Here is a 13938-nt window from a genome sequence, read left to right as displayed (position 1 = left end):
GGCTGCTGCAACGGGGCCGGGTGACGTGAACGTCAAGCTGAGGCGGGTTCGAAGATGACGTAGACCTTGCGACAGGGAGTAAGGGTCTCCCACTCGCCGACAAAGCCTGCCGGAATCACGAATTGATCGCCGGGTTTGAGGGCCAGCTGGCCACCCTCACTGTCGTGCATCACCACATCCCCCTCCAGCAGCTGGCAATACTCGTGCTCGGTGTAGTGGATGGCCCAGCGGCCCGGCTCGCAAGCCCAGAAGCCCACGTGAAACTGCTGGCTTGGGTCGGAGTAGTGGTTCCACACCGTTTGCGCCGGGTTGCCTGCTTTAATGCGCTCGGATGCAGGCATCAGCGGGGTAGGGGCCGCCTCGTGGCGGTCCGGCAAAATCCAGTCTTTGAGGGTCTTCATGGTGCCTCCTTGGCTTCGGCAGATAGGAACGCGGGGCCATCCCGGCCCCGCGTTTGTTCGTTTTATTAAACGAGGTTGTGCATAACTTAAACGATGCGCATTCCCTTGCCAAGGGCTGCTGGCCGATAACTCAAAGCGGCTGCAAGCGGCGGATCACATGGCGGGCAAAGCCGCTGCCCGCTTCGTTGTAGACGTTGAATACCGCATCCACTCCCTGCTCTCTGAGGGAGGCGATATCGTCCTCGAAACGGACGATGGCGGCGATCTTGCCGTTGAATCCGTGGCTGCGCAGCTTCTCGATGGCGTAGAGATTCCCCGAATGGTGGGGCATCGCCAGCAGCACCAGATTGACCTGATTGGAGAGCAGCACCTTGTCCCAGAAGTCGGTATCGGTGGCATCCCCCTCGATGACGTTCATCCCCTGGGCGCGCAGGGTGGGTAGCTTCTCGCTGTCGTTCTCCACCCCGAGGATGACGTTGCCGTACTTGTTCTCCAGCTCGAAGTAGGCCCCCTGACCGATCCGCCCCATACCGAGGATGATCACCTCCGCATCGCCCAATTCGATGGGTCTGTCTTCCGGATGGAGGTTGCTTGCCTGCAATCCCCGCAGCCAGTGGCCGATGCGGTGATAAATGCGCTCGCTCTGGGCATTGAGCGGGGCGGAGATCATAAAGCTCGCCGCCAGTGCCAGCGAGACCGCCACCAGCCACTCGTGGGAGAGCCAGCCCGCCTTGGCGGCGATGGCGGCGACGATCAGGCCAAACTCCGAGAAGTTGGTGAGCGCCAGGGTCGAGAGCAGGGCGGTACGCACCCGCAGGTGTGCGCCGCTGTAGACCAGATAGTAGAGGACACTTTTGAGCGGCAGGGCCAGCACCAGCGCCAGTGCCAGCAGCATGGTGTCGTGGGTCGGCAGGCCGTTGAGGCCGATGGTGAGAAAGAAGCAGACCAGAAAGAGGTCTTTGAGGTTGAAGAGCGCCTTGGCAAGCCCTGCCGCAGCCGGATGAGAGGCGAGCATCATGCCGATGATCAGTGCCCCGAGATCCGGTTTGAGGCCGACCACTTCAAAACCGGCGGCCCCGACCACCAGCGCCAAAAACACCCCGAACAGCACCTGCAGCTCGCCGTGCCCGGCACGCTCCAGCAGCTTGAACAGCAGCGGGCGCAGCAGCGGCAATCCCAGTACCCAGAGCGCCCAGATACTGGGCCACTTGCCGCTGGAGAAGGCCAGAAACGCCACGGCGAACACATCCTGCATCACCAGCACCCCGATGGCGATGCGGGCGTAGAGGGCATTCATGTCGCTGCGATCTTCCAGCACCTTGACCGCAAAGACGGTGCTGGAGAAGGAGAGGGCAAAGCCCAGCAGCAGCGCCAGTTTCCAGTCCAGCGAGAGGGCAAGTTCAAGTCCCAGTCCCTTGCAGACCAGCAGTACCACGGTAAAGAGCAGGGTGGAGAGCAGCAGGTGCAGGCTGGTGGTGCCCCATACATCGCGCCGCATCAGGGTTTTGATATTGAGCTTGAGGCCGATGGTGAACAGCAGCAGGGTGACGCCGAGATCGGCCACCTCGCTCAGGGCGGGGGTATTTTCATATCCCATGCCGTTGAGGATAAAACCGGCGGCCAGGAAGCCGAGCAGGGGGGGCAGGCCAATCAGATTGACTACCATGCCGCAGCCAAAGGCCACGGCGATCAGAATGGGTTCCATAACAGATCCTGCAAGGGCAGGAGAGACCTGCCCTGTTTAACGCTTGGGTGGTGATTAGACGATATCGATGTCGACCACGGAGTCGAAAATATGGTTCGGGCGAAACGGCATGCGGTCGATATCGGCGACCTTGCTCACCCCGGAGAGCACCAGCACCGTCTCGAGACCGGCCTGAAAGCCCGCCAGAATGTCGGTGCGCAGGTTGTCGCCGATGATGATGGTGTCGTCTGAGTGGGCCTCCATCCGGTTGAGCGCCGCACGGATGATCCAGGCGCTCGGCTTGCCGACATAGAACGGCTTCTTGCCGGTCATTCGCTCGATGGGGGCGCACAGGGCGCCGCAGGCCGGGTGCATCATGGGGCCGTGGGTATCGGGGTTGGTGGCGATAAAGCGGGCCCCCTGATCGACGAACTTGGCCCCCTGTTGCATCATGGTCCAGTTGTAGTTGCGGGTCTCGCCAACCACCACGAAGTCCGGGTCTATGTCGGTGATGGTGAAACCGGCCTTGTAGAGCTCGTGGGTCAGCGCCCCTTCACCGATCACATAGGCCTTCTTGCCATCCTGACGCTTGAGGAAGTCGGCGGTGCCCATGGCGGAGGTATAGAAGCACTCCTCCGGCACCTCGATCCCGGCGGAGCGGAAGCGGTTTTGCAGATCTTTCTGGGTCTGTGCCGGGTAGTTGGTGAGGAACAAGAGCTTGCTGCCCTGCTCCAGCAGGCGATGGACGAAACGGTCGGCACCGGGGATGAGATCGTTGTTGTGCAGGATGACACCGTCGATATCGCAGATGACGTTCTTCTTCATGAAAACTCCTTGTCAGGGCGCAGGTGAGCCGCCAATCGTTAAGATGTTCAATCATTTATGATTTTTGTGACGCCATTATAAGTCTGTTTGATGACAAGTCTCCCCTGTCTCGCCACTTCGGTGCACAATAAAGCTGCCGTCGGGTCAGTCTGGTGGAGGGGCTGACGCCGGATCACTTTGCTGATGGAGCCGTCGCTATGGACACCCCGATTCCCAAGCCAGTCACACCCGAACACCTCACCGCCGCGCAATTTATCGCCGGACTGCCGAAACTGGAGCTGCACCTGCATATCGAGGGCAGCCTCGAACCCGAGTTGATGTTTGAGCTGGGCCGCCGCAACGGTGTGCCACTGCCCTGGCCCAATGTCGCCAGCGTGCGCGCCGCTTATGACTTTGACTGCCTGCAATCTTTTCTCGACCTCTACTATCGCGGCGCCAGCGTGCTCATTACCGAGCAGGACTTCTTCGACCTCACCTGGGCCTATCTTGAGCGTTGCGCCGCCGACAAGGTGGTGCATGTGGAGATCTTCTTCGACCCACAGACCCATACCGCCCGCGGCGTCCCCTTTGCTACTGTGCTGGGCGGCATCGAGCGGGCGCTGCAGACCGGGGAGAAGGAGTTTGGCATCAGCTGGCGCCTTATCATGAGCTTTTTGCGCCACCTCAGTGAAGAGGAGGCGTTCGCTACGTTGGCAGAGGCTATGCCCTTCCTGTCGCGCATTCACGGCATCGGCCTCGACTCGGGTGAAAAGGGCAACCCACCGACCAAGTTTGCCCGGGTCTTTGCCAAATGCCGCGAGCTGGGGCTGCCGGTGGTGGCCCACGCAGGTGAAGAGGGCCCTGCCGGCTACATCTGGCAGGCGATCAACGAGCTGAAGGTATGCCGCATCGATCACGGGGTGCGCTCGGCAGACGATCCCGAGCTGCTGCGTTATCTGGCCGATACCCGGCTGCCGCTTACCGTCTGTCCCCTCTCCAACACCCGGCTCAAGGTGTTCGGCGATATGGCCCAGCACAATGTGTTGCGACTGCTGGAGCAGGGGCTCTGCGTCACCATCAACTCGGACGACCCTGCCTACTTTGGTGGCTATATGAATGGCAACCTTGTGGCGCTGGCCGATGGCCTTGGCGCGACCATGAGTCAGCTCTGCCGCTTGTCGCTCAATGCCGTTGAGGCGAGCTGGCTGAGCTTGGCCGACAAGGCGCGGCTGACCCGGGAGATCCGCAGTTATGCCGAGACCCACGGGGTGAGCCTGCATTGAGTCAGGCGCCAATGAAGTCGAGATGACATACACTATATAAAGAGAGGCCCGCCATCACTGGCGGGCCTCTTTCGTTTCAATGGTCGGTGTGGTTATCGGGGCAGGTCAGCGTTATGCCACTCGCACCAGAAACTTCTCGCCCTGTCCTTCGCGCTTGAAGCGCTCGAGCAGGGTGGGCAGCGCCTCAAAGTCGCCGACCACCAGCGGCGGCAGGGTCAGCTCGCCGCTTGCCATTTGATCCATCATGGTGACACCGGCGGCCACCAGTCGGCTCCACTGCTTGTCGCTGCCAAAGGCGTGCTGGGCGCCCAGCGCAATCTCGTGCAATGAGTGGCAATGGCTAAAGGCGGGCAACGGATTGTGCGGGATGCGCCCGAGCACAGTCACCATGTGACCGTAGTAGCCAAGGGCGGGCAGCAGGCTCTCAGCCTGTTGGCTGGAGACCAGATCGATGATCCCCTCGAACGGCTCGTTGCCGTTGGCAGTCTGCAAGGTGGCCAGCCAGTCGGAGTCCCGATAATCAGCCTTGAGCCACGGATGATGACGTGGGCTGGCGCTGGCAAAGACTCGTGCTCCTTGCTGGAGGGCCAGTTGCACCGCAAAGCGGCCGACACTGCTGCCGGCACCTGTGATGAGCAGCGCTTCCCCGTGCAGGCGCGGCAGCTTGGCCAGCGCCTGCCAGGCGGTGAGGCCGGGACAGGGCAGGGTGGCTGCCGCCTCGTCACTCAGGGCATCGGGCACCGGCAGCAGGGCGCGGGCGGGCACTTTGGTGTGGCGGGCAAAGCTGCCGTGGTGGCGCAGGTCGGTGTGATAGGCGACCCGGGCGCCGAGACGCAGATGGCTGACGTTGGCGCCGAGGGCCACGATAGTGCCCATGCCATCGACGCCGGGCACCTGACCGTCCTGCCAGTTGGAGTGGCCATACTCGATCAGCTTCCAGTCCACCGGATTGAAGGCGATAACCCGATTGGCTACCAGTACCTCGTCAGGGGCGAGCGGTGCCAGGGGCAGATCGGCGAGGGTAAGCTGGGTCGGTTCACCGGGGGCATGCCAGCACCAGGCTTGGGTGTGATTCATGATGACTCCTTGTGAAAGCGAGGGGAGATAACAACGAGATCATTGCAACAGTGATTCGGTCAGCCATATCACCGTTGCTAATGCGCAACAATACGGCAGGCCCCAACCAGTGGGGCCTGCGTTACGTGGCCGGTTGGCCATCGGCAATCAGCGGTTGGTCGCTGCGTCATCGGCCTGATAGACGGGGTAATCGGTCAACCCTTTCTCGCCGCCGCCAAACAGAGTGGCCGGATCGTGGGGGGCCAGCGGATAGCCGTGGCGCAGCCGGTTCGGCAGATCCGGGTTGGCAACGAAGGGGCGACCAAAGCCAATCATGTCGGCCCAGCCCGCGTCGAGGGCGGCGCGTGCGCGATCACCATCATATTTACCGGCGTAGATCAGGGTGTTGGGGAAGGCATCGCGCAGACCCTGCTTGAAGTTCTCCGGCATCAGGGGGGCATCGTCCCAGTCCGCTTCGGCAATGTGCAGGTAGACCACGTTGAGTTGGCCCAGCAGGCGGGCGGCGGCCAGATAGGTCTCCTGCGGGTTGGAATCGATGGTGCCGTTGAGGGTGGTGAGCGGCGCAAGACGCACCCCAACCCGAGCAGCGCCGATTTCGCTGCTGACCGCCTCGGTCACCTCTTTGAGGAAGCGCAGCCGGTTTTCAAGCGATCCGCCGTAACTGTCGGTGCGGGCGTTGGACTCGGAGTCGAGGAACTGGTTGATGAGGTATCCGTTGGCGGCGTGCAGCTCGATACCGTCAAAACCGGCGCTGATGGCGTTGCGAGCCGCCTGACGGAACTGGCCCACCACCGCATGGATATCGGCTTGAGTCATGGCGCGCGGAGTGACGGTCTCGACAAAGCCCGGCGCATCGCTGCCGTTATCGACGAACACCTTGACGCCCACTGCGGGCAGGGCTGAAGCGGAGATGGGCTGGGCGCCGCCGATGTTATCCGGATGGGTGACCCGGCCCACGTGCCAGAGCTGGGCGAAGATGGTGCCCCCCTTGGCGTGCACGGCATCGGTCACCAGTTTCCAGCCAGCGATCTGCTCGGCGCTGTAGATCCCCGGCGTCCAGGCATAGCCCTTGCCCATGGGGTCGATTTGGGTGCCTTCGCTGATGATCAGGCCCGCCTCGGCGCGCTGGGCGTAGTAGCTCGCCATCATGGCGTTGGCCACATCACCCGGCTGACTGGCACGGGAGCGGGTCATGGGGGGCATGACGATGCGGTTGGCAAGGTGCAGCTGGCCGAGGCGCAGCGGGCAGAACAGGTGATCGTGGCTCATCTTGAGTTCCTCATGGTGGAAGTGAGGCCACTTTATGCTGCCATCTTGCTGTGAAAAAGGGGGGTAATTGCACAAGAGAATTGTGCTTGATGCAGCAATCAGTGCAAACCGTCGGGAAAGAGGCGTTGAGGCATAAAGTTGAAGCATAAAAAAGAGGGCCGTCTGGCCCTCTTCTGTATTCTGCTGGTGGCAGGCTCAAGCCGTGGCGGGCATCACTTTCACCCGCTCGATGCGCCGCTCGCTCACCTCGATCACCTCGAAGTTGAGCTGCTGCAGTTGCAACTGCTGGCCCGGGGTGGGCAGAGTGCCGAAGTGGGAGAGCAGCATGCCCGCCAGGGTTACGTATTCATCGCTCTCGCTCACCAGCCCCTCGTGCTCCAGCACCTGCTCCACATGGTGGATGTTGGTGCTGCCATTGATGAGCCACCCTTCGCCATCACGCACGATATCCGGGGTTTCGTCCTCGTCCGGCAGCTCGCCGACGATGGCCTCCAGCAGATCGTGGGTGGTGACCAGCCCCTGGATCACGCCAAACTCGTCGGAGACCAGAATAAGGCTTCCCTTGGCTTTGCGCAGCTCCGCCAGCAAACGGATCACGTTGATGGTCTGCGGCACGATAATGGGATCGTTCTGTTTGGCCAGTTCGCTCAAGGATTGCCCTTCGTTCAAGGCAAACAGCAGGTCGCGCGCCTTGACCACTCCGATCACCTCGTCCAGATCCCCGTCACAGATGGGGAAGAGGCTGTGGGGCTCGCGCTGCAGCAGGGCGCGGATCTCGTCGCTGGAGTCGTTGATATCGATCCAGGCCATCTCCGAGCGCGGGGTCATGATGGTGCGAATGGAGCGCTCGGCCAGCGACAGCACCCCGGTCACCATATAGCGCTCCTCCTCGCCAAAGCTCACCGGCGCTACGGCAGGGGCATCCAGATCGTCATCCGGCTGATCCTGATAGGCCTTACTGCCCATCAATTTGAAGATGGCGGCGGTGGTGCGCTCACGCAGCGGCTGTTTGGATTCGTGACGCATGGCGCTGCGCTGGGCCAGTTGGTTGAAAAACTCGATCAGCACCGAGAAGCCGATGGCTGCGTAGAGGTAGCCCTTCGGAATATGGAAGCCGAAGCCTTCCGCCACCAGGCTGAAGCCGATCATCAGCAGGAAGCTCAGACAGAGCACCACCACGGTGGGGTGGGCGTTGACGAAGCGGGTCAGCGGCTTGGAGGCGAGCACCATCACCACCATGGCGATGGTCACGGCGGCCATCATCACGCCAAGGTGTTCCACCATGCCGACGGCAGTGATGATGGAGTCGAGCGAGAAGACCGCATCGAGCACCAAAATTTGGGCGATCACCACGCCAAAACTGGCGTAGGCGCCGACCGGGCCATCATCCTGGGGTTTGGCTTCCAGCCGTTCATGCAGCTCGGAGGTAGCCTTGAACAGCAGGAACAGGCCGCCCCCCATCAGGATCAGATCCCGACCGGAGAAGGGGTGGTCCCACAGGTGCAAAATCGGGGTGGTCAGGGTGACCAGCCATGACATGACGCTCAAGAGCCCAAGTCGCATCAGCAGGGCCAGCGACAGGCCGATGACACGGGCCTTGTCCCGTTGGGCGGGGGGCAGTTTTTTCACCAGAATGGCGATAAAGACCAGGTTGTCGATCCCCAGCACGATTTCCAGAATGATCAGGGTAAACAGACCGATCCAGATATGGGGATCCAGCAGCAATTCCATTGTGACGACCTCAATAAAAACAGACAGAGCAGAGAGTGATCACGGCGCAAGATGGCCGCAGTAACAGCAAGGCAAAGGTGTTATTCAGAGGCGCTGATTAAGCAGAAAAAGATAGGCTTTGACAGAGAGAGACGAAGGGCAACTTCGGGGATTGTCCATGATGGGCAATAAAACCTCGGGTGAAAAATGAGCCCTGATGATAGCGGCTGGCGCCAATTTGGCAAGAGCAGTGTCAGCGGGGCGTGATGGGGTTGTGATGCGACAGGGGGAGGCAGCGGTGCCGCTCTCCCCCGTGCGGTCGTTACAACCAGCGCTTTTCGCGGGTGAAACAAACCGACAGCCAGGCATCCCCCAGGGTGTCGCCAAGGCGAGACCAGAGCTCCTGACGCAGGGCATCCTGACGTTCGACAGGCCACTCCTGACCCGGCGCCACCAGAATGTTCAATTCCAGATCGAAGCGACGACCGCTTTTGGCCAGATGGCTGTAGCACTCGATGCCGTGGCGCTGGCGCAGCGCCTCGATCTCCTGCTCGACTTGCCGTGGCACATCTCCCTTGGGGGCGATCTTCAACACTTCCCGCAGGTTGCGGCCGAGCACCTTGATGGGAATGAGAGTTGCGCAGAGGGCCAGCAGCGAGACCAGCACCGGGTCTATGTAGCGGTTGTATTGGCCGTAGCCGATGGCATCGAGGCCAATGGCGACCACAAAGCCAATCAGCAGAGTGGCGCTGAGCAGGGTATCCACCAGCCACTCCTTGGAGTCGACTCGCACCAGCTCGGAGTCTACCTGTTCGGCAACCTGGGCTTCGATGCGATAGATGATGGCGCAGAAGAAGGTGGAGACGGCGGCATAGATAAGGGCGTGGCCGAGATCGATCTCTCGTCCGCCATCCAGCAGGGTGGTGATGCCGCTATAGAGAGCGCCAAGGCAGAGCAGCAGAATAATGGTGCCATTGATGACGTTGGTGATGGGCTCGAAGTGGGCGTAGCCATACTGGAAGCGCGCATCGGAAGGGCGGGTAACGAGATAGGCGGTAACAAGACCGAGGCCCGTCATGCCCATGCTGAACAGGGTGAAGATACCATCGAGCATGATGGCGTTGGAACCGACGAAGAGGCCGTAGCCGATGCCGAAGATGGCAAAGGTAATACAACCGAACAGCGACAGGGTAAGCGCCTGTTTTTCGGTGGTGACCAGCGTACTGATAACATGGCTGTGGTGAGCCATAAAAGTCCTCCTTTCAAATGGTGAATATTGCCAAGCGCAAGCGGTTTTCTAGCTGATATACTGCCCGCTCACATGTGAGCGGACTGGCCTGACTGCCATTGACAGGCGGCTGGCCAGTCGTTGTCGCCGGCGTGCCGGCATCAAGCAAAGGATGGGAACAAGGATTCATGATCCCGAGACTCGATTACCAGGACAGTTTGTCACCCGCAACCCTGCAGTTTCTTGAGTTGCTAGAGCGCAGCGCATTTCGTGGTGATATCGAAAAGTCTTATGCAAGCCGGTTGGCGATGGCGACGGATAACAGCGTCTATCAGGTAGTACCTCAGGCGGTTCTCTATCCGCGCAGTGCGGACGACATAGCAGCAATGCTCAAGCTGGCCGCAGAGCCGGCGTTCGCCTCCTTGAGTTTTTTTCCTCGCGGTGGCGGTACCGGCACCAATGGCCAGTCATTGGGCGGCGGCATTATCGTCGATCTCTCCCGTTATATGAACCAGATCATGGAAATTAATCTGGAGGAGGGGTGGGTGCGCGCCCAGGCCGGGGTGGTGAAAGACCAGCTCAACGCCTATCTCAAGCCCCATGGCTACTTCTTCTCGCCGGATCTCTCCACCTCCAACCGCGCCACCTTAGGGGGCATGATCAACACCGACGCCTCGGGGCAGGGGTCTCTGGTCTACGGCAAAACCTCGGATCACGTGCTGGGGCTCAAAGCGGTGCTGGAGAATGGCGACATCATGGCGACCGAGCCGGTCAATGGCTCCCGTCTTGAAGACAAGCTGGCGCTGGAGAGTCGTGAAGGAGAGATCTATCGCACCCTCTATCGTATCGGCAAGGAGCGCCGCGCCGACATCGATGCGACCTTCCCCAAGCTCAACCGCTTTCTGACCGGCTACGATCTCAAGCACCTCTATCAACCCGATACCGACACGCTGGATGTGAGTCGGGTGCTGTGCGGCTCGGAAGGATCCTTGGGATTCATCACCGAAGCCAAACTCAATATCACCCCCATCCCGCGCTACCGCACCCTGGTCAACGTCAAGTACGACAGCTTCCCCTCCGCCCTGCGCAACGCCCCCTTTATGGTTGAGGCCCAAGCGCTGTCGGTGGAGACGGTGGACTCCCGGGTGCTCGGGCTGGCCCGCGCCGACATCATCTGGCATTCGGTGAAAGAACTTATTCAGGATGTGCCCGGCAAGGATCTGCAGGGGCTCAATATTGTCGAGTTTGCCGATACCGACGAGGCAGAACACAAGGCCAAGGTGGCGGAGCTGTGCCGTCGTATCGACGCGCTGCTGGCCAAGGGGGAAGCCGGGATCATCGGCTATCAGGTGTGTGACCACCTGCCGAGCATCGAAACCATCTACACCATGCGCAAGAAGTCGGTGGGGCTACTGGGCAACGCCGAAGGGCGCAAGAAGCCGGTAGCCTTCACCGAAGATACCGCCGTGCCGCCAGAGTCGCTGGCCGATTTCATCATGGAGTTTCGCGCCCTGCTGGATGCCCACGGCCTCGACTACGGCATGTTCGGCCACGTCGATGCCGGTGTGCTGCACGTGCGCCCGGCGCTGGATTTGTGCGATCCCGAGCAGGAGGTGCTGCTGCGCCGCATCTCCGATCAGGTGGTGGCGCTCACCGCCAAATATGGCGGCTTGATGTGGGGGGAGCACGGCAAGGGCTTTCGTTCCGAATACAGCCCCGCCTTCTTTGGCGAGCTGTGGGAAGAGCTGCAGCGGGTCAAGGGGGCGTTCGACCCGACCAACCGCATCAACCCGGGCAAGATCTGTATCCCCTACGGTAGCGGCGCCGAGCTGGTGTCGGTGGATGGGCCCAAGCGCGGCAAGTATGACCGCCAGATCCCGCTCGCGGTGCGCTCCAGCTACACCCGCGCCATGGATTGCAACGGCAATGGTCTGTGCTTCACCTTCGAGACCGACTCCCCCATGTGCCCCTCGGTCAAGATCAGCCGTGATCGTCGCCACTCCCCCAAGGGGCGGGCGGGCCTGATGCGTGAATGGTTGCGTCAGCTGGCGGAGCAGGGCTTTGACCCGCTGGCGGAAGAGGTGGCGCTGCAATCCGGTGGTGTGCGCTTCAAACAGCTGGTGGACAAGGTGCGCAACAGCTGGGCCAAACAGCGCGGCGAGTATGACTTCTCCCACGAGGTGATGGAGGCGATGGCGGGCTGTCTGGCCTGCAAGGCATGTACCAGCCAGTGCCCGATCAAGGTGGATGTACCCGATTTTCGCGCCCGCTTTATGCAGCTCTACCACGGCCGCTACCTGCGTGCGCCGAAGGATTACTTCGTCGGCACGGTGGAGAGCTATGCGCCGCTGCTTGCCAAGGCGCCGAAGCTGGTCAACTTCTTCCTCGAAAAAGAGTGGGCCCAGAAGGCGACCGAGAAGAGCATCGGCATGGTCGATGTGCCGCTGCTCTCGGTGCCGACCCTGGCCGAGAGTCTGCACGACAACCGCGCCCGCTATTTTGATCTGCCGGGTCTGGAGCGGATGAGCGCCGAGCAGCGCAAGCAGGTGGTGCTGATCGTGCAGGACCCCTTCACCAGTTATTACGACGCCCCCGTGGTGCGCGACCTGGTGAAACTCGCCAGCAAGCTCGGCTTCCAGCCCTACTTGCTGCCCTTTAAACCCAACGGTAAACCCCAGCATATCAAGGGATTCCTGCGTGCCTTTGCCCGCACCGCCGCCAACAGCGCCCAGTTCCTCAACAAGGTGGCGGCGCTTGGCATTCCCATGGTAGGGGTGGATCCGGCCATGGTGCTCTGCTATCGCGACGAGTATGCCAAGGCGCTGGGGTCGGCTCGTGGCGATTTTCAGGTGTTGTTGCCGCAGGAGTGGCTGCTCTCGCTGCCGGTAGATCAGTTGCCTGCTCGAACCGACAAGACCAAGAGCGAGGAGGGGAGCGAGCCCTGGTATCTCTTTGCCCACTGCACCGAGAAGACCGCCAAGCCCTCCACTCACGGTGACTGGAGCACCCTGTTTGGCCGTTTCGGGGCCAGCTTGCAGCCGGTCTCTGTGGGTTGCTGCGGTATGGCGGGCACCTATGGTCACGACGTCAAACAGGTGGAGAACTCCAAGGGCATCTATGGGTTGAGCTGGGCCGACCCGCTCGCCCGTTTACCCAAAGCGCGCTGTCTGGCAACTGGCTATTCGTGCCGCAGTCAGGTCAAGCGGATAGAGGGGGAAAAGCTCAAACATCCATTGCAAGCCCTGCTGGAGCTGCTCTGATGCTGACGTTTCCCAAGCGGTTTCGGGTGCCGAAGGCTTATCGGCATCCACGTTTCTTGCTGTTACCCGCTACCCCCGCTCAGGCTGTGGTGGAGTTTGTCGCCATGTTGCGCGAGCGCGAGCAGCTCCATCAGCTGTTTCGCCCGCACGATGTGTGGCCCTCCGCCAACTTCAGCCTGAGCCAGCACGAAGGAGATCTGGAGTGGCAGCAGTCGGAGTTTCTGGCCAAGCGCTCCTTTGCCTATGGTCTCTGGAGCCCGGATCGGGAGCCGCAATTTTGGGGCGGGGTTTATCTCTACCCCTCGGTGCTGCCAGAGGTAGCGGCGGAGCTCTTCTTCTGGAAGGTGGCCGAGGCGCCCATCACGGATGAGGAGCTGGAGATTCAGCTGCGCGACTGGCTCGCCAGGGTGTGGCAGTGGCCAGAACCCCGCCTGCCGGGGCGAGATGTGCCCTGGGCTGAGTGGCCCGGCGTTACCTACCCCTGGTGACATCCCGCTTAAGGGCATGATTGTGTAACACGCAGCTCCGGGTCGGGGCTGCGTTGTTACCACGTCACCTGGTAACCAACAACTCATATAACAGAACCATGTTGCCGATGGAGGGCGTTTCACCCATATCGGTACGCATTCATCGCTTACAAAGGAGTCTGCTCGCAATGAGTCACGATATTGCGCCCATCTGGCGTAAACCCATGAGTCTGGAGGGGCTCAACGCCACCTCTCGCAACACCCTGATGGCCCACCTCGACATCCTCTACACGGCTTTTGGCACCGATTGGCTTGAAGCGACCATGCCGGTGGATCATCGCACTCACCAGCCCCTTGGCATGCTGCATGGCGGCGCATCTGTGGTGCTGGCGGAAACCTTGGGATCGATTGCCGCCAATATGGCGGTCGGGCCAGATAGCTACTGTGTGGGGCTGGAGGTGAATGCCAACCATCTGCGAGCTAAACGGGAAGGGGTGGTGACCGGGCGTTGCACGCCGCTCCATCTGGGAGCAACAACCCAGGTGTGGCAGATTGAAATTCGGGACGAACGTGAGCGTTTATTGTGCACCAGCCGACTGACCATGGCGGTGCTCAAACACAAGCGGGGCAAGGACTCCAGCGAGGAGTGATCCGCAATAACGCACTATGAGTGCAAAATAAGCAAGCCATACTCGTCAGATCCCTCTATAATTGCCAACGTCTTGAGAGGCTTATCACATTTTTCAAGACAGCAG

Annotated in this window: 11 protein-coding genes; 4 read left to right on the top strand and 7 right to left on the bottom strand. The window is 61.0% G+C overall.

Translation table 11 applies throughout. The features are described from left to right. Nucleotides 1–32: 32 nt before the first annotated feature. The 3 genes from ACTG2W_RS04225 to ACTG2W_RS04215 all read right to left on the bottom strand — a co-directional run bounded on the left by ACTG2W_RS04225 (nt 33) and on the right by ACTG2W_RS04215 (nt 2910). Nucleotides 33–401, bottom strand: coding sequence for a cupin domain-containing protein (locus tag ACTG2W_RS04225; protein ID WP_159163370.1), 369 nt, complete (start codon nt 399–401; stop codon nt 33–35). A 130-nt stretch (nt 402–531) separates the two neighbouring features. Further along, nucleotides 532–2106 carry a cation:proton antiporter family protein gene (locus ACTG2W_RS04220; RefSeq protein ID WP_019446569.1) on the bottom strand — a complete coding sequence of 525 codons (1575 nt, stop codon included), beginning with the start codon at nt 2104–2106 and terminating at the stop codon, nt 532–534. Nucleotides 2107–2160: 54 nt separating this feature from the next. Further along, nucleotides 2161–2910 (bottom strand): HAD-IIA family hydrolase, encoded by a 750-nt coding sequence (locus ACTG2W_RS04215; RefSeq protein ID WP_005337281.1) that lies wholly within the window; start codon nt 2908–2910, stop codon nt 2161–2163. A 197-nt stretch (nt 2911–3107) separates the two neighbouring features. Here ACTG2W_RS04215 and ACTG2W_RS04210 point away from each other — a divergent pair, with 197 nt between their 5' ends. Next, nucleotides 3108–4172, top strand: coding sequence for an adenosine deaminase (locus ACTG2W_RS04210; RefSeq protein WP_106842975.1), 1065 nt, complete (start codon nt 3108–3110; stop codon nt 4170–4172). Between the two features lie 111 nt (nt 4173–4283). On the opposite strand, the gene ACTG2W_RS04205 is transcribed toward ACTG2W_RS04210, so the two are convergent. The 4 genes from ACTG2W_RS04205 to ACTG2W_RS04190 form a co-directional block, all read right to left on the bottom strand. Next, nucleotides 4284–5249: a zinc-binding dehydrogenase gene (locus tag ACTG2W_RS04205; RefSeq protein WP_106842974.1), complete on the bottom strand. Its 966-nt coding sequence runs from the start codon at nt 5247–5249 to the stop codon at nt 4284–4286. Nucleotides 5250–5396: 147 nt separating this feature from the next. Next, nucleotides 5397–6518, bottom strand: coding sequence for an alkene reductase (locus ACTG2W_RS04200; RefSeq protein ID WP_106842973.1), 1122 nt, complete (start codon nt 6516–6518; stop codon nt 5397–5399). A gap of 195 nt (nt 6519–6713) precedes the next feature. Next, nucleotides 6714–8249 carry a TerC family protein gene (locus tag ACTG2W_RS04195; protein WP_101531322.1) on the bottom strand — a complete coding sequence of 512 codons (1536 nt, stop codon included), beginning with the start codon at nt 8247–8249 and terminating at the stop codon, nt 6714–6716. A 301-nt stretch (nt 8250–8550) separates the two neighbouring features. Beyond that, a complete protein-coding gene (locus tag ACTG2W_RS04190) occupies nt 8551–9477 on the bottom strand; it encodes a cation diffusion facilitator family transporter (RefSeq protein ID WP_005361338.1) in 927 nt (308 codons plus the stop codon). A 167-nt stretch (nt 9478–9644) separates the two neighbouring features. Here ACTG2W_RS04190 and ydiJ point away from each other — a divergent pair, with 167 nt between their 5' ends. The 3 genes from ydiJ to ACTG2W_RS04175 all read left to right on the top strand — a co-directional run bounded on the left by ydiJ (nt 9645) and on the right by ACTG2W_RS04175 (nt 13833). Beyond that, nucleotides 9645–12716, top strand: coding sequence for a D-2-hydroxyglutarate dehydrogenase YdiJ (ydiJ, locus tag ACTG2W_RS04185; protein ID WP_181281586.1), 3072 nt, complete (start codon nt 9645–9647; stop codon nt 12714–12716). Continuing rightward, nucleotides 12716–13204: a hypothetical protein gene (locus tag ACTG2W_RS04180; RefSeq protein ID WP_106842971.1), complete on the top strand. Its 489-nt coding sequence runs from the start codon at nt 12716–12718 to the stop codon at nt 13202–13204. Before ydiJ ends, ACTG2W_RS04180 begins: the two co-directional genes overlap by 1 nt. 167 nt (nt 13205–13371) lie before the next feature. Then, nucleotides 13372–13833, top strand: a complete 462-nt coding sequence (locus ACTG2W_RS04175) for a hotdog fold thioesterase (protein WP_106842970.1) — start codon at nt 13372–13374, stop codon at nt 13831–13833. Nucleotides 13834–13938: the final 105 nt, after the last annotated feature.

Source organism: Aeromonas sp. 96A, from assembly GCF_051919165.1.
In the GTDB taxonomy this organism is placed as follows: Bacteria; Pseudomonadota; Gammaproteobacteria; order Enterobacterales; family Aeromonadaceae; genus Aeromonas; species Aeromonas veronii.
Note: the sequence above shows the minus strand (reverse complement) of the source record. Positions and strands in the feature narration are given on the sequence as shown.

Excerpts from the sequence above, each read along its gene's own strand:
- ACTG2W_RS04225 (WP_159163370.1), bottom strand. The coding sequence starts at position 401 with ATGAAGACCCTCAAAGACTGGATTTTGCCGGACCGCCACGAGGCGGCC.
- ACTG2W_RS04220 (WP_019446569.1), bottom strand. The coding sequence starts at position 2,106 with ATGGAACCCATTCTGATCGCCGTGGCCTTTGGCTGCGGCATGGTAGTC.
- ACTG2W_RS04215 (WP_005337281.1), bottom strand. The coding sequence starts at position 2,910 with ATGAAGAAGAACGTCATCTGCGATATCGACGGTGTCATCCTGCACAAC.
- ACTG2W_RS04210 (WP_106842975.1), top strand. The coding sequence starts at position 3,108 with ATGGACACCCCGATTCCCAAGCCAGTCACACCCGAACACCTCACCGCC.
- ACTG2W_RS04205 (WP_106842974.1), bottom strand. The coding sequence starts at position 5,249 with ATGAATCACACCCAAGCCTGGTGCTGGCATGCCCCCGGTGAACCGACC.
- ACTG2W_RS04200 (WP_106842973.1), bottom strand. The coding sequence starts at position 6,518 with ATGAGCCACGATCACCTGTTCTGCCCGCTGCGCCTCGGCCAGCTGCAC.
- ACTG2W_RS04195 (WP_101531322.1), bottom strand. The coding sequence starts at position 8,249 with ATGGAATTGCTGCTGGATCCCCATATCTGGATCGGTCTGTTTACCCTG.
- ACTG2W_RS04190 (WP_005361338.1), bottom strand. The coding sequence starts at position 9,477 with ATGGCTCACCACAGCCATGTTATCAGTACGCTGGTCACCACCGAAAAA.
- ydiJ (WP_181281586.1), top strand. The coding sequence starts at position 9,645 with ATGATCCCGAGACTCGATTACCAGGACAGTTTGTCACCCGCAACCCTG.
- ACTG2W_RS04180 (WP_106842971.1), top strand. The coding sequence starts at position 12,716 with ATGCTGACGTTTCCCAAGCGGTTTCGGGTGCCGAAGGCTTATCGGCAT.
- ACTG2W_RS04175 (WP_106842970.1), top strand. The coding sequence starts at position 13,372 with ATGAGTCACGATATTGCGCCCATCTGGCGTAAACCCATGAGTCTGGAG.